Source organism: Pleionea sp. CnH1-48 (assembly GCF_024124665.1).
GTDB lineage: Bacteria > Pseudomonadota > Gammaproteobacteria > Enterobacterales > Kangiellaceae > JAMXSB01.
In genome coordinates this window covers 271,085-295,261 of the sequence record NZ_JAMXSB010000004.1, presented here as the reverse complement: position 1 = coordinate 295,261, position 24,177 = coordinate 271,085, and the positions used below count along the sequence as shown (strand labels likewise).

7 protein-coding genes are annotated in these 24,177 nt (G+C 44.7%); all 7 read right to left on the bottom strand.

What is annotated here, in order from left to right; all coding sequences use genetic code 11:
• Positions 1-11: 11 nt before the first annotated feature.
• From NH399_RS08430 to NH399_RS08400, 7 genes are read right to left on the bottom strand one after another with little or no spacing between them, the layout of a single operon-like run.
• On the bottom strand, positions 12-2,429 hold the full coding sequence (locus NH399_RS08430; RefSeq protein ID WP_253038789.1) for a penicillin acylase family protein: 2,418 nt from the start codon (positions 2,427-2,429) through the stop codon (positions 12-14).
• Positions 2,429-3,403 (bottom strand): TauD/TfdA family dioxygenase, encoded by a 975-nt coding sequence (locus tag NH399_RS08425; RefSeq protein ID WP_253038787.1) that lies wholly within the window; start codon positions 3,401-3,403, stop codon positions 2,429-2,431. Before NH399_RS08425 ends, NH399_RS08430 begins: the two co-directional genes overlap by 1 nt.
• A 37-nt stretch (positions 3,404-3,440) precedes the next feature.
• Positions 3,441-4,187: an aspartyl/asparaginyl beta-hydroxylase domain-containing protein gene (locus NH399_RS08420; protein WP_253038783.1), complete on the bottom strand. Its 747-nt coding sequence runs from the start codon at positions 4,185-4,187 to the stop codon at positions 3,441-3,443.
• A gap of 17 nt (positions 4,188-4,204) precedes the next feature.
• Positions 4,205-5,869, bottom strand: a complete 1,665-nt coding sequence (locus NH399_RS08415; protein WP_253038781.1) for a cyclic peptide export ABC transporter — start codon at positions 5,867-5,869, stop codon at positions 4,205-4,207.
• 27 nt (positions 5,870-5,896) lie between these two features.
• Complete coding sequence (locus tag NH399_RS08410; protein WP_253038770.1) at positions 5,897-7,714, bottom strand: thioesterase domain-containing protein; 1,818 nt, start codon at positions 7,712-7,714, stop codon at positions 5,897-5,899.
• A 40-nt stretch (positions 7,715-7,754) separates the two neighbouring features.
• Entirely contained in the window at positions 7,755-17,561 is a 9,807-nt protein-coding gene (locus NH399_RS08405) for a non-ribosomal peptide synthetase (RefSeq protein WP_253038768.1), read from the bottom strand.
• Positions 17,561-24,175: a non-ribosomal peptide synthetase gene (locus NH399_RS08400; protein WP_253038766.1), complete on the bottom strand. Its 6,615-nt coding sequence runs from the start codon at positions 24,173-24,175 to the stop codon at positions 17,561-17,563. Before NH399_RS08400 ends, NH399_RS08405 begins: the two co-directional genes overlap by 1 nt.
• Positions 24,176-24,177: the final 2 nt, after the last annotated feature.

Genomic DNA, 24,177 nt, shown 5'->3' with positions numbered 1-24,177 from the left:
ATAAGTGCTGCTTAATGCAGCACATCTCCTGTTAGTCGAGTGCCAAAAACAGTGATAGAACTTTTGGCCTGTTGATCAATCTGTTCCTGAGTAAAAGGCAATGGAACCAGAGCTTTATTGTGCGAGTAAAATTTATTTTGATCGCTAAAGTGATCCGATGCAGGATCAGAAGATTGTGAATACACTAACAAACCACGTGCCTCGGGTCCTTTCTCTGTGTAAGACAAAATATACATCCAGCTGGAGCCAAAGCGTACCTGATAACCGGAAGAGGTAAGTCCGGATTCCATCGGCTCTTGCGAATACAAATCCATAGCAGGTTCATAATAATGTCGAGGAAAATGACTTTCGTCCCAGCTCCAGGTTGCCATCATATTAAAGCCACCTTCTTCTTCAAATAGGCCAGGCCAAGGCAGTCTATCTTGTGCTGGCTCACCTGCAGCTGTTGTTGACTCAATAAACTGAAATTCATTCACTGTTGCATCCAATGACCAGCCAGCTACCTGAAGATTAGCGACGGTTAATGCCAGTTTTTGTAACACTTCTTCACTTTGCTTCAGTTGACGGGGTGTATGGGCTGGCTGTGTTGGATCAAATGGAACTTCAAAATCTTCTTCCATATCGATAACAAATGCCAGCTCACGGAGAATCAAAGCCCCCTTACCCTGAGCATTAAACTTTCCGTCCCATTGTTTTAATATTGAACAAGCTTGTTGAATGTTGACGGTTAGCTCTTCAGACAACACCACATCAAAATTTCTGGTGTTGCTGCAAAGACTCTTGAGTTCATCCAGAATCAATTCCGCCAGGTAAGAACGATCACTTAACAAAGATTGTTCCAAAGTCGCCAGAGTAAATCCACCTTGCTGTTTTCCTTCTGATAGAAGCTTGAGCCCCATTCGAGTTCGCAAAGTCAAGCTATCTGTTTCTTCCCCAAATAAAGGAGAGTATCCCTCCAGCAACTGTTGAGGATGAGTCGCCCAGTGAGAATCATTAGAGTTTTGGACAAAATCACGGGTTTCTAAAGTAGGTACACGTTGGAAGGGAACGCTTGTGTTAAACATCAGATCCGACCGATTTCCAGGTAAAACGCTGAGCCCTGTCTCTGCTCGAATATGCGCCCAAGGGGTGTCTGAGATCAATAACTCCAATGCAGCACTGGATAAGTCAGGTACTGCGATGTCACCAATATATAAAGCCTGCCCCTGTTTGCTGGTTAACAGAGTATTGTTAAATGCCAACCCATGATACTGATGGTATGCCTGCTTTGCTTCAGCCAGAGAGGATGAGCGATTAAGAGCAAGCCAATGATCAATCATATCAAGGTTGTAAAGATTCACGTCTTTCAAAATGTAAAAATTTTCTGCTGACCAGGCCAACTCTTCATTCTCAATTACAGGCCCCACATCGGTATAGAAGTGACGTTTAGAAAACACTTCAATACCTTTATTCGTTCTAACGTCAATGTTAATGGAGCGAGACTTAACCTGTTTAACCTCACCGTCGACCACATAGGTCATAGGATCAGATTGATGGGTTTGCATCTGATAAATAACAAAATGCTCAGCGCTGGAGTAAGTATGACTCCAACCAATATGTTCATTGAATCCAATGTTAATCACGCCAGGAAAGCCGACCAGAGAGGCCCCCATAACATTTAACTCATCATCGATCTGGTGATGAACCTGCCAGAAACGCATATTACCTTCATAAGGAAAATGTGGATTCGCCAATAGCATGCCTCTAGCATTTTTACTGGCTATATCTCCCAGTGCCCAGGCATTAGAGCCAATCGCAGGAGTGACTTCATAAGGTGCGTTAAAAGCTAAGTCCTGCTCGCTTTCTGAATGAGGATCGGCAAGGAAATATTCTTCACCAAATTGTGCCGCGCCAGGAAAAACCGCAATCGAAAATAAATGCGCTAATACATCTTCTGGCTTGATGGGTGTTAACCACTCAGCTCCTCGACATAAGGCAGGGATCATATTGGGTTGTTCAGCAGCCTGCTGCAAATATTGATTATAACCAGCAACGTAACCTTTAATAATGGTTTGAGCGTCCACACTCAATTGAGGAAACAATCGTCTGGCTTCTGTAACAAGTGCCAATGCTCGATAACGAAAATCCTGTTGCAGGTTGATACCATCACCGTTTTCTTCTTTATCAGCTCCCCAGTAGCGAGAGGTTTCTCCTCGCACTCGCACATAGTTATCGGCCATCAGACACAGGTTATCTTGAGCCTGAGCATAGGCATTACCAAAACTGAGACTACCCAGATCCTGTGCGCGGATATGAGGCACACCAAAATTTGTACGAGTAATATCAGCTTTATATTGTTTCTTAACATCGGTATTAATAACCAGCGAACTACACCCAGCCAGCAAGCCCACCGCGAGTAACATCTGTCCTGTTCGAATGATCGTTTTCATTATCTAGCCCTCAATGTGCCACTATCAAAGCAATCACGAGCTTTGAATTTTGATTCCAGCATTAATGCACGTAACAACCAACGGTCGGTACCATCGTATCTGGGTTCATAAGAGCTGCGTGCATGGGCAACTCTACGGTTATCAAACAACAACATTTCTCCTGGAGCCAGAATAAAAATTTCTTTGTTTGCATTGATGTAATCGGTCAGTTTGTTCATGGCCGCTTCTGCCTTAGGCGTCAAACAGCGCATATAAGCTGGATCAAAGATCATCTCTGGTTCTTCGTGCTGGCTTAACACAGCGACACGGCGATTACCTTTTAAGCGACTGTTAAAAGTAGGATCAACCAGGATCTCATAGTCCGACTGTTGTAACTGATGCAAGGTATCAGCATCCAGACGCAAACTTTTCGTTTGAAACAGATAGGTTTCTGCGTTGATGTCTCCACGCAGGCAAAATAGTGCCACCCAATCTGCTTTGGCGTCATGAAAGCCATCTTCTACATGCCATTGAAGGAAATCTTTGTTAGTTCCTAATTGTTCGTTTTGATGCTTTTCAATCGGAAACACATCATCAATAAAATTAAAGTTTTTCTTACCCGCAAAAGAATAAATATAACCAATGCGCGATAACAACATAGATATCAAGGTGCGAGTGATCTTCAGGTTTTCACCATTAGTCTGTGTATAAGACAAAGGCGTTGCTCCCAGATTCTCAGGAACAGGTAAACCTTTTATTAACAAATAGTTCTCATTTTCAAAAGCACGAAAGTCAAACAGTTTTTTCTGTAGCCTTGCGGGCAAGCGAAAGGATTGCTGAAAACAGTGCCAGTAAAAGTTTTCGAAATTGTCAATCTCATACTGATGCGTAACTGATTGTAAAACATCAACCAGTTGTTCTTGCTCGTCTTGCTCTAGTTCGAAAACAAAAGATGGCTGTTGCGGTAATACGTCAACCGCAGAAATATTGTTCATTTTATATGTCCTAATTAGATCGTCTTACAAGGCAAAACTATTCGCCTAGTAGCTCTCGAATACCTTTGATTACAATGATTAATGCTTCTCGCTCTGCCAGAGTCAGATCGGGGTGCCAAATATCCATTAGCAAGCAAATACGCTGCTGTTCAGAATGATTAAATGCTTCATGCACATAAGAGTAATCAAACAGCAAGCACTCCCCTTCTGTCCATGCTCGTTCTTCACCAGCTACGATGATGCTGCAATCTTGCTGAGGAATATCAACTGCCAGATGGAGGTTCAGGGTAAAGTTCCATAAGTCGCAATGAGGTTTTATGACTGCTCCAGGCCGTAGAATGGAAAAGTGAACCTCTAGCAAAGGACAATGCCAGTCACGTAACTCTCGATTAAAAACTTCCCATGTTGCTGGCACTTCTTGTGCCGCAGCTGTTACCGGAGCACCATTCTGAAACAGATAAAGTGCATGCCAGTCATCCTGCCGTCCCAGATAATGATCATAATTTTCTAGCAAGGCTGTACGACGATTGATCGCCTGATGAATTTCGCTTTTTATAGCAGCCGATTGCATACTCAGCGTTGATACCAGAGGCGCAAGCTTAGGGAAATCAGCAGTATCGAGCCAAGGTGTGGTAGATAAGCCAGGCATAATATAGCGGGCATCTTCTTGCATGGGATCGCGCTGCTGTTGCTGAGGATCAAACATGGCTTCAACACGTTCCAGTGAGTGACTCCCATATCGCTGCCTGATGCTACTTAGCTCTTGTGCAAAAAAATCTAACATGAAAACTCCTTCAATAACTATCCGGCTAAAGGTGCCAAGCTCGGTTGTTCAGACAATGCGGCTGTCGTTCTATTATCTATAAGTGAATCAATCTGACCGTTTTCCATTGATATAACGCGATCGGCCACATCAAAGTATTTATCATCGTGACTGATTGCGATGACGGTCTTTCCATTCTTTTTCATTTCAGGTAACAACTCGCGATAGAATAAATTTCTAAAATAGGGATCTTGATCCGCAGCCCATTCATCAAATAAATAAACTGGAGCATCTTCAAGATAAGCAATGACTAATGCTAGGCGTTTTCTTTGACCATGAGACAAACGTGTCGTTGACAGCTTGCCGTTAATAACGCTTACTTTTTCATCCAAGTTCAGTTTGCTCAGGTAGCTACGAATTTTTTCATCAGACGCTGGCTGGCCACTGCGGTTAATCACGGTATCAAATAAATAAAAATCAGAATGAATCACACTGTACATATTTAAATAGTGTGTAAACTCTGCGGAGGTAATCGCTTGGCTGTCAACATAAATGTCACCAGCCGTTCGATTGAGCAAGCCAATCAACAGCTTGGCAAATGTTGATTTACCACTGCCATTACCACCACGAATGATGACAATCTCACCTTTACTAATGGCCAAATTAATTGGGCCCACAGCAAACTGGCTGCCGTCGGTTTCGTATTTAAACGTCAGGTTACTGAGCTTAATGTTAGACCAGTCATAGTAGCGCCCCTCTTCTTGAGCGGGATCTTTCATTTGAGTTTGTGTAGAAAACTCCAGACTATCAATTTTACGCAAAGAAATAAGCGCTTTAGCTATGGTTTCTTGTGAAGACAGAATAAAATCAATCGGCCCCAGTAAGAAAGTCATAATAAAAATAAAGGTTAATATGTCACCACTCTCACCCAGTCCCCACTGAGCGTGGGAGAAAATGATGGCACCTAGTACCAGAAACAACAAAGTCTGTCCCCAGTTTTCACTCAGCTTCCAAAAAATCTCTGACTTTAGATCGGAGCCATTGATCTTTTTTAATGCTGGCAAAACACCACGTTGAAAAAATGCATGTTTGCGCTTAACGTTATTATTCAATTCTTTAACACCATCCACCAGACTCTTAAACTGTTCGTGCAAGTCGTCATAGTCATCACGATACACCTCATCGTATTTTTCGGCCTTTAGAATAAAGTAACGTGAAACTAATAGCCCCAGTGGCAATAGAACAAGAATTACCATGAATAAATCAAGAGATTTATAAGCCAGAAAACCAAGGCATACGAGTACGGTAATAATGTGATAGATGAATTGTGGCATGGTAGAGATAGCCGCAGAAATATCACTCACATCCGATGTCAAACTGGCTTGTACTTTGTGACCACCGATTTTATCCAGAACGCTAAACGGTGTATTCAAAATTCTACGAACTAGGCTACTGCGCACTTCATAAATGATTTTAACACTCAGCTTGGTCATCAAAAAATTAGCCAGCGAGCTAACCAGAAACAAGCTTAATAGTCCCAGTACGAACTGAGCCGACCAAGTAACAATATCGGCTTTAATATGTTCCAGTGCATCATCGGTTATTAACGAGATGAGCCATACACTAAAAAACGCACTGAATGCACCAACAATACTGTTTAAGATGATTTTCAGTCGATTTGACTTGACTAAATCAGCAACCATCGAAAAGTTCTCCTACAAAATTCAAATTTAGGCAATCGCTTGCCAAAGAGTAATATTCCAGCTTCCCATCACCGCTTTCTTTTCGACGACAGGTTGCAACCAACGGCAATCTTCATAAGGTTGACGGTTACCGTTCACTTGTAAGATCCACACGGGGTTAGCCATCACGAAATCCTGCTCTTTCAGACTGGCTAACCAACGACTTAATCTTTGTTGGTCAAAAGTATCAAAGGAATAAATCACCACCGGTGTTTGTGGAAAGTTCATCGCCAAAGCATCACCGACTTTAACTTCAATATCGTCTCGGCCTATCAATGAGCAATTTTTGCGCGCGATACTGGCTAACGCAGGGTTGATTTCCACTCCCATGATTTTATGAAATGGAAAGTTCGCAGCACATAACAAAGAGCGACCTTTGCCGCAGCCTAAATCAATATATGTGACGTTTTTCAGGCTCATTGGTAACAGGTGTAATGCTGTATCAATCACGCTATAGTGAGCTGGCATATAACGCGTCACCCAGGAGCTGTCAGCTAATTGCTGGCGGGAATGTTTGATACCGTCCGTGTCGACTTTTAAGGCTTGGTCTCGACTGTCTTGTGCATCCATAAAATTAAACAGCTTGTCAGGATCTGTAATACCAAACACCAGCCATAACACATGATACAAGATTTCGCCTTGATGGATTTTAACCTTTCCATTGAGTAGCGCACTTGCCAGTGTTTCGATGGGGTTTCTCTTGATGCATTCCACCAGTGCTTCCCAATGAATAGTGGTGTGACTATCCCACTGCTTTTCGCTGACGTTGGCATCAAAGTTTACGACAGCATGACCTCGGTTGATCTGAAATTCCCAAACAGCTTTACCAGAAATATCCACTCGGTGTAAGCTGTCCAGATCATCTTGGGGCCAGTACACATCGCAACGATAAGCCACTTCCTGTTGCACGCTTTTATAATCGACGCCGTTGGTATGAAAGACAGGTTCATCCAAATAGTCTTTATTCAATAATGCTTGTGCTAAACCATCCACATCTTCACTTAAAACAGAATAGTGATTGCCTGAGATCATTCCTTGAACTATCTCTCCAGCGACTACAGCTTCAAGCCCATCGATGATAACGTCTTTTTCACTACGCAACTCAATAGAACGGTGGCAATAAAGAAAGTAAAGATTGCCTTGCAGTTGTCCACCGGGATAGTAGTTTAAAGCCATTAACGAGCGGGCTTTATACGTTTCCATAAAGTGTTGGCGGGCTTCTTCTGTCGCGCCTTGCTGTAACTTGAGGCAAACCTCATCCAGTTCTTCTTGAGTATAGGCTTCACCTTCATAAGCGGTAAGAAAACTTTCGATAATCGTTAACTCGACCTGTTTGCCGGCTGCTTCCAACGCTAAAGCCAACTCAAAAGCAATACAGGCGCCGACGCAATAACCAGCAATTTTATAAGTTGCTTGTGGGTAGTCCTCCAGCAATAAGTGGGCATAATGTTGTGCCAGTACTGATACAGATGAATCTGCATGAGAAATGCCTTGAGCCGTATCCAGAGCATGTAAACCATACATCGGGCTTAGCTTCTCAGCCAGTGGAGCAAAAGAAGATGCAGAGGAGTCCGCACCAGGTACAACAAATAAAGTTTGCTGCCCATCTGCCAGAGGAATGACTTTATAGAGTTGTTCGGATGAATCCAACAAAGCCATAATGTCAGCTTTATGCGCGATTACCTGCGCTTTAAGTTCAGCGTCAAAATTCCCATTCGCTAATACTTTAAATCCTAACTTTTTATTTTCAACAAACAGCAATACCCCTGCGGCTTTGGCTTGTTGAATAATATTCATGGCACTCATTGTATTTCCTGCATGATATGTCATTGGATTTTTATAAGGCTTAGAGCCAGCCCTCGTCGCTGATTGCGTCATCTTCAGTCGCCGTTGCCAAAGTCTGTTGCAGTATCTTTTTATCTACCACAAAAGCGAGTTCACTTAAGTCATTGGCAGTCAAAGCTTCACTCACACTGACTTCTACCTGATAATGCTGTTGTATTAAATGCAACAGACGTAACAGTGTTAATGAATGGCCTCCCAGCTCAAGAAAAGAGTCTGCCATACTTACTTTGTCAATATTCAAGTTGAGCAACTTGGCACAGTTGGAACGTAAAACAGATTCCACTTCTGTTTGAGGCAATCGGATAACTTTGTTTTGCAATAGCCTTTGAGGTGTTGGAAGTGCCTTTGTGTCCACTTTGCCGTTATTGTTGAGAGGCAACGAAGGCAACACTGCAAACAGCTCAGGTAGCATGTACTCTGGTAACCGTTTATTGAGTTCGTTTTGAATGTTCTGAAGCCAGAATGCTTCATCAACTGTTTCGGAAGGTACTAACCATGCCGCCAGTTTGGGTTGCTCTGAATGTTGCTTTTCTATGCGAACGATGGCGCTGGAAACCTGAGGCAATTGTGCTAGTGTCAGTTCGACTTCAGCAACTTCTATACGATAACCTCGAATCTTTACCTGAGCGTCATTACGGCCACAATAGATCAGTTCTCCTTGCGCATTCCAGAAAGCTTGATCACCCGTTCGATACAGTAATGAGTCTGTTGCTAACCAGTCAGGCGCTTGAATAAAATGACTTGCTTGTTGTTCAGGTCGATTGATGTAACCCAAACTGACTGCCTGACCGCCAATCACAACTTCGCCGATAGCTCCGGGAGCCACAGGTTCACCAGAATGATCCATTAAGTAGATTTCGCAATTAGCCAGTGGCTTACCTAGGGGGATAGTATGTTCTTGTTCTGATGTCCATCTACTCACATCAATCGCGGCAGCAACCACTGTTGTTTCGGTCGGGCCATAAGTATTGAACAGACGCACAGAATGACCCACAAGGTGTTGCCACTGTTGCAAAGCGTCCCGTTGCATGGCTTCCCCTCCAACAAGACAATGAGTCAAACCCTGAAGTGTACTCTGTGTAGTAAGCAGCTGAGTCCATTCATGCCACAAAGCGGTCGGCATCGAAAGTACAGATATATTTTGCTGCTGAATAAGTTGCGGCAAACTTGTGAGATCCACAAGATGCTTTGTTTCATCAAGAACAAGACAACCACCCGAGAATATAGACAACATCAGTTCTTCAATAAAAATATCAAAGCCCATATTGGCTATTTGCAATACGGTTGCTGACGTTTGTATTCCATAGGCTGCGGTTACGGCCTGATGATAGCTCAACAAGTTATCTGCACTGACTCGAATTCCTTTGGGCAGCCCAGTGGAGCCCGAGGTATACATAACGTAGCTTACCTGTTCTGTGTTGGCTAATGGTTTTGACACAACCAAAGGTAATGTGTCTTTTCGCCGATCTTTATTGACAGATATCAGCGGTAAAGCGAATTCTTTTGCCGCCACTTCATCTTGCGAGCGTGTGAGTATCCATTGCACGCCCGCATCTTGAATCATTTGTTGCAAGCGTTCCTGAGGGTGTTCAACAGCTAAGGGAACAAAGGTTGCCTGAAGTTTTACAACCGCCAGAATTGCAATAATAGATTCGGCGCCCCCCGTAAAGTACAAACCCAACGAAGTATTGGTTTGCACTCCGATTAACGACATTTCGTGAGCAAGGCAGTTAGACGCTTTATCCAGCTGTTCATAGGTCATGCTGCCCCAGTCACCTTTAAGTGCAACGGATTGTCCGTTATCGATAGCCAGACCTTGAGCAAATAACTCAGGTAATGAAGTGCTTGCAGTAACTAGGGCATTAGCATTGCCCCATTGCTTCAGCTGAGTCATCATTGCTGGCGACAGATAATCCTGATGGCCCAACAGATGTTGCTGAGAGTTAAGCAGCGATTGGATGGCAGTGGCATAGTAGCCCAATAGGTCGCGACATTGTTGGGCAGTAAAGTGACTTGTCGTTAACGCGAGCTGTAATACCAGTGAGCCATGAGCTGGACTGTGCTGACATTCAAAGTCATAGCCATAATCTACTCGTTCATGCTCGACATCCGTTATATCTGAATCAACGTCGGTGTGGTTAACATCAGGCGTTTGCAGTTGATCCGCTACATGAAAGTTCACATAGTTAAACAAGGCTCCAGAGAAATCTCGCTCCAGTTTTTCCTGCATTAAAGCGACAGGGTAATGTCGGTACGTCCAATGCTCGTTGAGCTGCTGTTCCGTTTGCTTAAGCCATGTCTGCCAATTTTGATGAGCGCCCCCCACATGCAACGGTGGTGTATTCAAAAACAGTCCCAAAGCAGAATCAGAGTGTTCGCTTTCAAGACGGCCATGACTGACAACAGAAGTGATCACACTATCACTGCCGTTGACTTTGGCTAATACAAAGCAATGAACCGCCAACATTAATGTTCGTACGGGTAGCTTAAGCTGAGTTGATAAAGTATCGAGATCTTTAGCCAGATAAGAAACATCCAGTCGCTGGGCAAAATGATCATTTGCAGCTTTGCCCGTCCAGTGAGGTAAAGGTGCATCATGAACCACTTTTTGCCAGTATGCTTGAGCTTCTTTGCTCTGTGAGGCTTCGAGTTCTGCGGCAATATAAGCACCAAATGGTGGGCAAGCCGATCGAGTGACAGGTTTATTATCGGCCATGGCGGCGTGATAATTTTCCATAAACTCAACTTTTAGGTTCGCGACACTCCAACCATCCAGAATGGCATGCTGATGAGCAAAGCCTATAACAAAATGCCCTGCGGGATGAACAAAGGCATGAACACGCCACATCAGTTCATTGGCATCGAAGAAGGCTTCTTCTTCCTGTTCTAGCCACTGCTCCAGTTGTTGATCAAACGCTTCGTTGGTTAAGTTATCCCAGCGATGAAGAGTAACAGGCAACTCGACATTATTTTTTATTACCTGAATGGCCCCTGTTGCCGTAAAGCGATAACTGGCGCGTAATACTTCGTGCCGTTGCAATAGATTTTCGAAAGCGGATTTAAACGCTTGTTCGTTCCATATTTCTTCAACCGGATAATGCTCCACAATGTGATAACTTTGATCTTTAAGTTGATGGTAAATCGACCCCAGTTGAAGATTCGATAGGGGATAGGCGTCTTCGACTCCCTCTTCTTTTATTAAGTTTTCTCGCTCTGCCTCTGTTAACAGAGAGAAGGCAACATATTCATTATCCTGATCGACTTTTGAAGCATCCTGAGTGTGAGCCTGAGCAGCCAGTGCCATCACCGTCTGGTGCATTAACAAATCTTTTACCGTTACTGCCAAACCTTGCTTTTGACACAAGGTAACGACTCTAACCATCAGTATAGAATCTCCACCCAGCGCAAAGAAATTATCATGGCGACCCACCTGCTCTAGCTGCAACACCTGAGCGAATGCATTGGCAATGATAGTTTCTATCTCTCCTTCGGCGACTTCAAACTCCTGATGCGCATAATCTTCCAGTTGTGGCTTGGGTAAGCGCGCTTTATCCACTTTGCCAGTAATACTGACAGGAAACTGTTCCATACAGACAAAGGCAGCAGGGATCATATAGTGCGGCAATGATTGCATTAATTCTGTTCGCACCTGCTCCAGATCAAGGCTCACCTGAGTCTGGAGGTAAGCCACTATTTGGCGCTCGCCTGAGTTCAGTTGATGCACTAGAACAACGGCATTACTGATCGCATTGAGTGTTCGCAACCGTGCTGTGATTTCGCTTAACTCGATACGGAAGCCACGTAGCTTTATTTGATCATCATTGCGTCCAACAAACTCCAGTTGACCCTGTTCGGTCAGGCGAGCCTGATCACCAGTGAGATAAATTCGTCCACCGGATTGAGTCAGATGATCAACAATAAATTTTTCTTTCGTTAAGCTGTCGTTTTGGTGATAGCCTCGCGCCAGACCTGATCCGCCGACGGCCAACTCACCAACGACACCACGTGGAACCAACTGTCGATGCTCATCGAGAATAAACAATGTTGTATTGGCTAGTGGCGTTCCGATGGGCACAACACTGTCAGCAGCAAGATGAGTTTGAGTGACATCGCCATAACTGACATCAATCACCGACTCGGTTTGACCGTAAATATTAAAGCAACGGGCTTCAGGGGCCATAACGGCTTGTAAACGTGACAGGTCGCGTCCATACCAAGCTTCGGACCCTACCAGAATATGACGCAACCAAGGCAGAGTTTGTTGGTGTTGCTCTGCATAATCCAGCAAGTTACGTAAGACCACCGGAACAAAATCACCAAAACTAATGCGGTGTTGTTGAATCAGTTGGAACAACTGCTCACTATCTACCAGATCTTCTTTTCGACATAGCACCAGAGAGCCTCCGGTGGTTAAACTTTTTACGATGTCTCCAAGAAAAATATCCACAGCCAGACCAGCCATTTGTAACAGTTGTGGTGGTTGTTCACGCAAACCAAATGTTTCAAACCAGCCTTCTGCACGGGCAAGCATAGCTTCGTGTTCAACCATAACGCCTTTCGGCTTGCCCGTTGTGCCTGAGGTATACACCATGTAAGCCAGTTGTTGGTCGCTCAAGGGCAAATCAACAAGGGTGAGCTGATCGGCAGGAGTGAGAAAGTCGGCGACCCTCTTGCAAGGAACACTTGTCGCAATACCTTCCAGTGTTTCATCACTGATGATTAAAGTCGGTGTGCAACTTTCCAGTATCATTTGCAATCGGTCGGCTGGTAACGCATTGTCAAGGGGAACATAAGCCGCCCCTGCTTTCATAACGGCCAATACCATAACAACCGCTTCCAGATGACGCTCCATGTGTAACGCAACAAAGTCGCCAGTTGCTACATTGTGTTCTACAAGATGATGTGCGGCCAGGTTGATGTGTTGTTGTAATTCTTCATAACTGATTTGAACATCACCATCAATGACTGCCAACGCATTGGGTGTTTGTGCCGCCTGCTGCTCAAATAAATGATGGATACCTTGTTGAGTGGGATACTCAATATCGGCCGGATTAAAGTTCTCAAGTAAAAAACGCTTCTCAGCTTCGGAGACCCAGGAAAGATGAGCAATGGGCAGAGAAAAGTCTTGCGCATATGCCAATGACGTGACCAGCGTTTTGAACGCCTCGGCCATACGGGCAATGCTTGATTGAGTAAACAAAGAACGATTGTATTCAAACACAAACTCCAGACCTTCATCACTCTCACTGGCATCCAGGGTAAGTTCAAATTGTGCGGTAACGTTTTGTGCTTCTAGCTCATCAATGTGCAACCCATCCATTGCAAAAGATTGCGTCGTATGGGTATCCATTGAAAACATAATCTGGAACAAGGGGGAATAAGCACGACTGCGTTCCGGTTGCAGTTGTTGAACCAACCATTCAAAAGGCATTTCCTGATGAGCCTGTGCATCTTGATGAACCTGCTTTAGCTGTTCAATAAAATCAGCCAGTGATTGTTCGCCTGCGCACTGCAATCTTAACACCAGGGTATTAACAAAGAAGCCAATAAGAGGTTCCAGATGACTATGATGACGATTAGCGACTGGTGTGCCCATAACAACATCAGTGGCCTGCCCCGTTCGGCCTAACAATAATGCGAAAGCACCTTGCAACAACATGAACAAGGTAGTCTCTGTTGCCTGCGCTTGCTGACGCAAACGAGCCAGTACATTATTGTCCAGTACAAAGTCATAGTGTGCCCCTTCGTTACTCAGTTCAGCTGAGCGAGAAAAATCCAGCGGTAGATCGTGTACGACAGGCAGATCAGCCAGTTGCGTCAACCAGTAATCTTGCATGCGCTTCAAACTTTCGCCTTGCAATCGTTGTTGCTGCCAAACAGCGTAATCCAGATATTGAATCGGCAGCTCGTTTATCTGCGGATGCGTTGAACTATCCGTTAACTCTGCTGATACAAAAGATGAGTACAACGCCATAAACTCATCACACAACACGCCAATAGACCAGCCATCCGACGCAATGTGATGCATGTTAAATAGAAGAACGCCTTGAGTGGATGATTGCAGTAAGTAATGAGCTCTTAGTAACGGAGCTTGCGATAAATCAAATAGAGAACTGCTGTCTTGTTGCTGCCATTGCTCAATGGCCTCCTGCTGTTTTGAAGCTTCCAGTATGGAAAGATCAATGACTTTAAGTTCAACACGAACATCATGATGAATGCTTTGCCATGCTCCTTCTTCGTCGCTGTGGTAGCTGGTGCGCAAAATTTCGTGGCGCTGAATAATTTTATTCAATGCCTGTTCGGCTGCTTTAATATCAAAAGTGCCTGAAACTTGCAAAGCAAAAGGCATATTGTATTCTGGCGTGCCCTCTTCCATGTTATCGATAAACCACAAGCGTTGTTGTGAATAAGATAATGGATATCTTTTAGCATCTCGTTTTACTGGCACTATGTCATTGTTGTTTTGCTGTGGCTCAGACTCTAACAAACGAGCAACGCTGGATAAACGAGGATCTTTAAAAACCGCTTTAACATCCAGTTCCTGTTGCAGTTTTGAACGGACTTCACTGACCAGACGAATGGCAAGCAATGAGTGACCACCCAATTTAAAGAAATGATCATCACGGCTGACTCGCTCTAGCCCCAGCAGGTCACACCATATTGATGCCAGGGACTGTTCTGATTGAGTTTTAGGAGCGATGTAGTCATCACCACCAAAATCTCTAGTGTCAGGCTCTGGTAACGCTTTTTCATTGACTTTTCCATTAATGGTTAATGGCAACTCGTCCAACAAAACAAAGGCGGCAGGCACCATATATTCTGGCATCTGCTGTTGAGCTGCTTTGCTCATTTCTTTGATGCTCAGCTCCTTTCCACACACATAAGCGATCAGACGTTTGTTATCATCTGCATCACTTTGTACCAGAACATGCGCCTGTTCTATGGCTGGCAACGCAAGCAAGGTTTCTGCGACTTCCTCCGGCTCTACTCGATAACCACGGATCTTGACCTGACGATCGTTGCGCCCCATATAAACCAATAAACCATCGGCTCGATAGCGCACTAGATCACCACTTCGATACAGAGGCGTTTGCGCTATAGGTAACTGCACAAAAGCATTGCGAGTCAGTTCTGGTTGATTCAGATATCCACGCGCAATGCCCTGCCCTCCGATATACAGTTCTCCAACCATCCCTTTGGCTACAGGGTTACCCATTGCATCAAGAACATAGAGCTGTGTATTGGGGTTAGCTTTTCCAATAGGGATCAGTGGCGCATGAGTTGCCGAATGCATCAGATGACCACAGGCTGTGACCGTTGCTTCCGTTGGGCCATAGGTATTATACAAAGCAACCTTATTAGTCCATTGAGCAAACCACTGTTCTACATACGATGCTTTAATGGCTTCACCGCCCAGAATCATTAAACGCAACGCACCTGAGTTGTCGGGCAAACCCGACGCTACCAACTGATGCCAGAATGCTGTGGGTAAGCTTGCTAAAGTAATGCCCTGCTGCTGACAAAAACGCCAGAAGTGCTGACTGTCTTGCACACATTGATCATCACGTAACACCAGCGTTGCTCCATGACATAAAGCGCCAAATATTTCTTCTATAGAAATATCAAATGCAAAGCTGGCGAACTGTAATACTTTATCATTGATTGTGATGTGATAATTTTCTTGCGTTACATGAACAAAGTGCATCAGTTGTCCGTGTTCAATCATTACGCCTTTGGGTTGACCCGTAGAGCCAGAGGTGTACATGATGTAAGACAAATGTTCAGCACTGATCATTTGCTCAGGATTGGCCTGAGAGTAGCCTTCTAGTAAAGTCGACAGCTTATCTAGCTGAACAACTTCCGTTTGCTTCTGTGCTGTCAGCACGGGTGTGCTGGAATGCATAAGTATCCATTTGGGCTGAGCATCTTTTAGAATAAAATCAACTCTTTCTTGAGGATAATCGATGTCAATCGGTAAGTAGGTGCCACCGGCCTTTTGAATGGCCAGTAACGCAATAATAGAGTCAACACTGCGCGGCAGATAAACGGCAACCGTCTGTTCTGGACGACAACCTTGCTCAATCAACCAGTGAGCGTATTGATTGGCCTTTTGATTCAACTCAACATAGGTCAGTGAATCCTGAGCATTTTGTATAGCAATGCTATGCGGGTTGCTTTTAACCTGTTGTTCAAAGGACTGATGTGCCAGTTTCGTTTGGTCATAAGCCGAAAAAGTCTGGTTAAGTGTTTGTAGAACTTCTCTTTGCTCTCCACTGGAAGATAGACTTAAATCTTCTAAACGAGTTGATTCTGATTCAGCGACCAGACTTTTGAGTAACTGTTCAAAATGACTAGCAAACAAATTGACAGTGGTTGCAGTGAACAAGCTGGTGTCGTATATCCATTCAATATAGAGCTGGTCATTTTCGACAGCAGCCGAAACATCCAGATCGAATTTGTTTACCAGTTTTTCATCGCTTAACGGCTCGATCGCCAGACTGCTCTGTGATGATCCCGAAGCATTAGCGACATCCATACTGAACATGATCTGAAATAAAGAAGTATAGCTTTGACTTCTGGAAACCTGACTGATTTCTACCAGCTGTTCGAATGACAGATCCTGATGGCTTTGTGCGCCAATATTCACCTGCTTAACATGATCAAAGTAATCACGAATGGATGCCTGTTCAGTGTTAACTCGCAACACCAGTGTGTTAACGAAAAAACCAATTAAGCCTTCGATCTCTTTTCGAGTTCGGTTGGCAACCGGAGTTCCAATAACGATGTCTTGTTGTTGACTGTGTCGTGACACCACCAGAGCCAGAACACCGTGAAGGAATACAAAAGGGGTTACATCCAGCTTTTGCGCCATTAATAACACTTGCTGCGTGAGGGAAGCATCGAGAGTATTAGCAAGAATGCCACCCTCAACGCTGCGTTGAGCTGGACGCTGAAAATCCAATGGTAGCTGATGGACTTCTGGAACGTCTTGTAATTGTTTGCGCCAGTACTCTGTTTGTTTATCCAGTATATCCGGGGTTAACCATTGGTGCTGCCAATGAGCAAAGTCAGCGTATTGAATAGGCAATGGCTCCAGTTCGCTGTTGTCACCCTGACTGATTGACTCGTAATAGAAAGCAAACTCGTCCATCAAAATACTCATGGACCAACCATCGGTTGCTATGTGGTGCATATTGACGAGTAAGGTTCCACCGTACTCTTCTTGTTTGATCCACAAAGCGCGCAGCATAAGGTCGCGGTCTAGGCGAAAAACTTTTTCACTATCGTCAGCAATGAGTTGCTCGATCTCAGCTTGCGCGTTATCGCCACTCACTTCATAGCGCAAAATATGAAAGTCGAATGACTCGTCAATAATTTGCATTAATACACTCGATTCCATTTGTAATCGAGTACGTAATACCTGATGACGCTCTATCACTTTGCGCAGAGCAAGCTCTGCGATGTTTATATCGAAGGTCGTCGGAGTTCGAAAAGCCATTGGCATGTTGTATTCGGCACTGCCTCCGGCGATATGATCCAACATCCACAGACGCTGCTGAGCAGAAGATGCTTTAACCTTTGCTGTTCCGGTTGTACGAGGTACGATGGCATCTACGCCCATATTATTATGGGCTGCGTTAGAAACCGTGAGTTCCTGCAAATAGTCTTGCAACTGAGATTTGTTCTGCTTAATACGCTCTAACAGCTCAGGGCTTAATTTACCTTTTTGTGCTCTGACTTTTAATTTGTTTTCATTTAGTGAAACTTCAACACCGGCCAGTGCAAGTTCTTCCAGAAAGGCTTTCATTACAACTCTACCTCTTCGATTTCTTCTTCTGTACTCGCATCCAGCGTTTGCGTTAAATTCTGTCTCACCTGCTCACTGTCTATTACAGCGGCAAGTTCACGTAGATTTTGGCTTGCCAGTACCTTCACAATCTCTAGTTCAATATTCAGCTCGTCTCTCAGTCGCGTTACCAGTTGAACGGCCAACAATGAATGCAGCCCCATTTCGATAAGATTGACTGCCACACTGATACTGCCGCTGGAAATCCCGAGTAGCTCAGAACATAAGTTCACCAGCAGAGTTTCTGTAGGTGTTTCTGCTGTAACTATTTGTTGTTGAATATTGATAGCTTGCGGGCGCGGTAAGGCTGATTTATCAATTTTTCCATTGATCGTTAAAGGCCACTCGCCAAGAGCTATGAAGTGCGCCGGAATCATATAAGAGGGTAGATAGTTTGCCAGTTGCGCACGCAGTTCTGTTTGCCACTCTGTTGTGACTTTTTGTTGATCGCCAAAAATGATATAAGCGGTTAACTGCGGTTGATCATTCTCATCACGATGGACCATAACCAGACAGGCATGCACTGCATCCAGATCCGATAAACGACTTTCAACTTCGCCGGGTTCAATACGAAAACCACGAATGCTGATCTGTTCGTCTTTGCGTCCAATAAATTCCAAACTACCATCGGCTAATCGGCGAACACGATCACCGGTACGATAGCAACGCACTGGCGGGTTGTCCGCAATGGATACCTGCACAAAAGTTTGTGCAGTTAATTCCGGTTGATGAATATACCCAAGCGCCAAACAGTCACCACTGATATAGAGTTCACCGACACTGCCTTGAGGACACAGCTGCTCCTGTTCATTCAGTACCAATAGCTGACGATGACCAACAGCCTGACCGATACGGACGCGATCTTGATCGCTGGGTTCAATGCGTTGCAGACTGCTTGTAATGATCGCTTCTGTGGGACCATAAGCATTGTATAGAGCGCATGCATCCGCAGGGCCATAGTTAAACCAGTTTTTTACCAGCTCTGTGGGCATGGCCTCGCCTCCCACAACAACACAACGCAAAGCCAGGGATTGCCAGTGCTGTTGCCATTCGCTGGTTAATGTTGCACTGATATAGCCAGGAGAAAGATCCGTAACAGTAATGTTGTGAGTACCAAGATATTCAAAGAACTCATAAACATCCGGTGTCGTCGGCACCAAATGCAAGCAGGCACCACTCCACAAGCTCGCCAGAGTCTGTTCCAGAAAGGTGTCAAAACTGATGGATGTCATCTGCATGATGTTGTCACTGGCACTGGTATTAAAGCATTCAGTAATTGCGGTCAGGTGTGAACTTAATCCACCGTGTGACACCATCACACCTTTGGGTTTACCTGTAGAGCCAGAGGTGTAAAGTACATAGGCTAAATCGGTCGCTTGAGTTTGTGGCAGTTCAGCTTTCTCAGTCGCCGTCAGCTTATCAATAACAAGCCATTGTTCATTGGCTTGTTCTTCTTGTTGTGTCAAAACATAACGAGCCTGACTGTCTTGAACCATATAGTCGATGCGATCCTGTGGCAAAGCTTTGTCTAAAGGCAAGAAGGCTGCACCCGCTTTGGCGATGGCTAACAAGTTGATCATAAAATCGATGCCCGCAGGCACTGATAAACCAATCACATCTCCTGGCTGTACACCTTTGCTGATCAATGCCTGTGCGATTATGTCAGATCGTTGATGCAACTGTGCATAGGTTATCGACTGTTGCTGGCAAACAACAGCGACAGACTCTGCATGTTCTTTTCCTTGAACAACGGCTTCATGCCAACTTTGGGTTCGGCTGGAGATCGAAGACGGAGCGCTTAATAAAGCTTCCGTCTGAGTTGTGTTAAACAAAGCCAGTTCATTAATCGCCGCATCAGGATTACTGACCAGAGATTGCAACAGGTTTTGCCAAAGAAGGCTCCAATACTCAATAGTCTTGTTTTCAAACAAGGCTTTGTCATAGGTCCATGCCAACTGAAGAGCATCATCGCTTACTAAAAAAGCATCCAGTGTAATATCAAATTGAGCAAACACAGTGTCGGATTCCAGAGTGTTCAATTCGATGCCATCCAGATCCAGATCGACGTCTTCATTGGTGTCCATAGAAAACAGGATCTGAAATAAGGGATTGTGCGCAGGATTTCGTGGCACTTTTAGAGTTTCAATCACTTGTTGAACCGGTGTTTGCTGATGTGACTGTGCATCAAGATTCACCGCCATCACTTGCTGAATAAAGTCTCGGGCAGATTGGTTGCCATTCACTCTGGTGCGTAGTGCCAGTGTATTAACAAAATAGCCAATCAATGGTTGCAGAGCTTTATCCACTCGATTAGCAGTGGGGACACCGATGACGATATCTTGCGACTCTCCGATTCGCGCCAATAAAATGCTAAAACTGGCATGCAATAGCGAGAATAAAGTGACGTCTAACCTTTGCGCCAGTTGTTGCAGTTGTTGAGTGATGTTTTTATCCAGAGTGACACTGTGTTTTGCCCCTTGATACTCACGCTGTAATGGGCGCGAATGATCCAGCGGCAACGCATGTAAAGTGGGAGCCCCCTGTAGTTGTTGCAGCCAGAACGCCAAGCTTTTTTCTTCTGCTTCAAGATTCCGTTTTGCACGCTGTGCAATTGAGTAATCAGCGTACTGAACTTCAAGAGCAGGCAAGGGCAACTCATCACCAACCAACGCAGCTTGATATAAGTTTTTAAACTCTTGAATCAATACCGCCATCGACCAGCCATCAGAAGCAATGTGGTGCATATTGAAAAGTAATACCCCTTGATCCGCAGCTAACGCGATGTACATCACTCGCAACATCACATCACGACTTAAGTCGAATGGCTGTTCAATATCCTGCTGCATCCAACGGTTAACAGCCTGTTGTTGTTGTGTTGGGTCCATGGTCGTCAAATCCACGGTTTTCAGAATGAACTCAACATCATCAACAACTTTCTGATAGCCCAGCTCCCCTTCTTGGTAATAAACGGTACGCAGTATTTCATGACGTTCTATGATTTGTTGAAAAATCTTTTCTGCGAGCGACACGTCAAAGCTGCCGTTCAATGATAAAGCCATTGGCATGTTATATTGCGGACTCCCCTGCTCCATTTGATCAATGACCCACAGCTGTTGCTGAGAGTAAGATAGGGGAATATGTTGTGGACGCTCGGAAGCGGAAGCAACCAATTGATTATGTTCAGAGGCAAGCTCTGCACTATCGATCAAATTGGCAAAAGCTGCCAGGGTTGGGTGTTCAAAAACTGTTTTTAATGGCAAGTCGACATCGAAAGTGTCACGAACATCGGCTAGCAGGCGTACACATAATAAGGAGTGTCCACCCATTGCAAAAAAGTGACTGTGGCGTCCAATCTGTTCTGATTCGATTTTTAGTAACTTAGCCCAGAGTCGTGCCAGTTTATGTTCGGTTGCACTTTCAGGTGCAACATACTCACTTTGGAAATCCTGAGTTGTTGGTTTGGGCAGTGCGCGACGATCGACTTTTCCAGCCACGGTTAGTGGAAATGTTTCTACCGCTATAAACGCCGCCGGGATCATATAGTGTGGTAACGAACTTGCCAGTTCGTGGCGCAATGAATCAGGACTTATCGACTCTGATGATTCAATATAAGCCACTAACTGTTTTTCACCCGATGCAGTTTCATGAAGGTTAACCACTGCACCTCGAATGGATTCCAGATGGCGAAGCCCTGCTTCAACTTCTGCCAACTCTATACGAAAACCACGAATTTTAATTTGTTCATCCTGACGACCAACAAACTCCAGTTGACCATCAGCAAGCAGGCGCCCCTGATCGCCAGTGCGATAAACTCGTTGCGCATGGCCGTTAAGCTCAATGGTTGAAAACTTGCTTAACGTTAAATCCGGTTTCTGACAATAACCACGAGCAAGGCCCGGCCCGGCGATGGTGATTTCTCCAATCACACCAACTGGCACTGGTTGCCCCCATTCGTCAAGTAGCAACACATGAGTGTGTTGCAAGGGTATACCGATGGGAACAATTTTGTCTGCCGCGAGTTTCTGCTCTGTTGCATCGTAGTAACAGACATCAATAATGGACTCAGTCTGCCCATAAATATTGTAACAACGGGCATCAGGGTGCAAGGCCTGTTGTAGTCGTTTAAGATCTCGTCCATGCCATGCTTCGGAGCCAATCAATAACCAGCGCAAGCTGTCTAATGCTTCTGAATCTTTATCAGCTTCATCCAATAGATTACGTAGCACTGCAGGAACAAAGTCACCAAAATTAATCTGTTGCTCTTTAATTAAAGCCAGCGTGTGCGTTGCAGATAATAAAATATCTTTTGGACAAATAACCAGCTTGCCACCCACGCTTAAACTCTTAACGATATCCCCCAGGAATATATCAACACCAATCCCGGCCATCTGCAAAATGCACAGGCTATCGTCAACAATACCAAACGCTTTTTGCCAACCTTCCCAGCGAGCGATCATTCCCTGATGCTCGACCATAACCCCTTTCGGTTGTCCTGTCGTACCAGAGGTGTAGACAATGTAGGCGAGTTGGTTTGGCGACACAGACGTTGATAACTCAGGCGCATTGTTGGTAGGCACTCTTTTATCATTCACATCCATTATTGGAATGCCAAAGTCAGGTACTTGTTTGTCGTCGCTTAATACAATGACAGCATCACTGTCTTTGACAAGGTACTCGTTACGACTAAAAGGCAATGACTTGTCCAGAGGCACATAAGCTGCTCCGGCTTTGAATACCGCAAGAATAGCCATCACAGCATGAATGGAACGATCCATCCATAAGGCAATGCGTTGCTCAGGTAGTACACCCGCTTCTTGCAGAGCAAGTCCTAATGCATTTGCACGCTGATTGAGTTGTTGATAGGTAATGGCGGTGTCACCGTCGATAACAGCCACTCGCTCTGGGGTGTGTTGTACTTGCTGTTCAATCAATTGGTGAATGCATCGTTCCGTTGCCCACGATGATTCACATTGGTCTAATGTAGAGAGTAAGAAGTCATGCTCACTGTCTGGCAACCAGGATAGCTTACCGATAGCAACAGATAGATCTTCTGCTGTTGTCAGAGACACTGCCAGACAAACCAATCGTTGAGCCAGATTTTCTATGCTGCGAGCGTCAAATAAAGTCGCATCATATTCAAAGTGCAATGCCAAGCGACCTTCGCTCTCACGCGCATCCAGAGTAAGATCCAGTTGCGCAGTGCTGGTATTGGGTTCAATGGTTGTAAACTCAATGTCCTGCAATTGTAAGTTGTCAGAGTCAAGAGTGTGCAAAGCCAACATGATCTGAATAACAGGAGAATAAAGCTGGCTACGCTCTGGCTGTAGTGACTCAACAACACGATCAAAGGGGACGTCCTGGTGCTTTTGTGCATTCAGATTAACGTCTCTTACCTGTGCGAGAAATTCTGCAATCGACATATTAAGATCACAGTTAAGACGCAATGCCAGTGTATTAACAAAGAAACCGATCATCGATTCCAACTGTTCCTGAGTGCGTCCAGCCACAGGAGTTCCAATAACAATATCCTGTTGCTGACTCTGGCGTGCCAGCAACAGTGAGAACAAACTGTGCAGGATCATGAACAAAGTCGTGTCGGTTCTTTTGGCAATGGATTTCAATTCTGCTAACACAGATTCAGGTAGCGTTATTTCAAAACTGCCAGCGGTTTTATCACTGTCTTTGCTACGAGCCTTATCCAATGGTAAATGATGAACCTCCGGGCATTGAGCTAATTGCTGCTGCCAGTATTCCAATTGCCGGTTTAGGCGTTGTTGCTGTTTGTCAGTATGTAACCAGTTGGCGTAGTCCATGTATTGCACATCCAGCGATGGCAGAGTGGCTGGCGTTTGTTCGCATTCAGCTTTATACAAAGTAGCGAACTCCTCCACTAATAAATTGATCGACCAGGCGTCCGCAGCGATGTGATGCAAAATAAACATCATCACGCCTTCATTGTCGCTATAACGAATAAAGTGGGCTTTCAACATGAGATCTGATGACAAATCAAAAGGAGCATCAACAATCGTTTGTATTTGTTGCGGCAATGCCAGTGATTGTTGCTCATCACTGAGTGAGCTGAGATCAGAGATTTTCAGCGCCAAATTTACCGAGTCCTGCAACGATTGACAGACATTACCATTTTGTTCGATAAAACAAGAGCGCAAAGCATGATGGCGTTGAACGATTTGGTTCAAAGCTTTCTCTGCGGCCTCCAGATCAAAACGCCCCTTTACTCGCATGCAGTAAGGCAAGTGGTACTCCACACTGCTGCCTTCCATTTTGTCGAGGAACCAGAGCCTTTGCTGTGCCGATGTCAGAGGCGCCTGGGAAGCATTCAGTGCAGGAATATGGTTAGCTTGCTGTTCGACACCAAAATGTTCCTGTTGCAGAAAGTCAATTAACTGCTCTTTATTTTGTTTAATAAACTCAACTTGCTGAGCGGATAACGCACCCTTTTCGCCGCGAGTTTTTAACTTGCCATTGTCGACATAAACGGCCACGTTCTGAGCTAACAGTTGCTCCAAAAAAGTTTTTAACGCTGTCATATTCATTGTCTTGATATCGTTTGTCATCA

Excerpts from the sequence above, each read along its gene's own strand:
- NH399_RS08405 (WP_253038768.1), bottom strand. The coding sequence starts at position 17,561 with ATGAAAGCCTTTCTGGAAGAACTTGCACTGGCCGGTGTTGAAGTTTCA.
- NH399_RS08400 (WP_253038766.1), bottom strand. The coding sequence starts at position 24,175 with ATGACAAACGATATCAAGACAATGAATATGACAGCGTTAAAAACTTTT.
- NH399_RS08430 (WP_253038789.1), bottom strand. The coding sequence starts at position 2,429 with ATGAAAACGATCATTCGAACAGGACAGATGTTACTCGCGGTGGGCTTG.
- NH399_RS08425 (WP_253038787.1), bottom strand. The coding sequence starts at position 3,403 with ATGAACAATATTTCTGCGGTTGACGTATTACCGCAACAGCCATCTTTT.
- NH399_RS08420 (WP_253038783.1), bottom strand. The coding sequence starts at position 4,187 with ATGTTAGATTTTTTTGCACAAGAGCTAAGTAGCATCAGGCAGCGATAT.
- NH399_RS08410 (WP_253038770.1), bottom strand. The coding sequence starts at position 7,714 with ATGAGTGCCATGAATATTATTCAACAAGCCAAAGCCGCAGGGGTATTG.
- NH399_RS08415 (WP_253038781.1), bottom strand. The coding sequence starts at position 5,869 with ATGGTTGCTGATTTAGTCAAGTCAAATCGACTGAAAATCATCTTAAAC.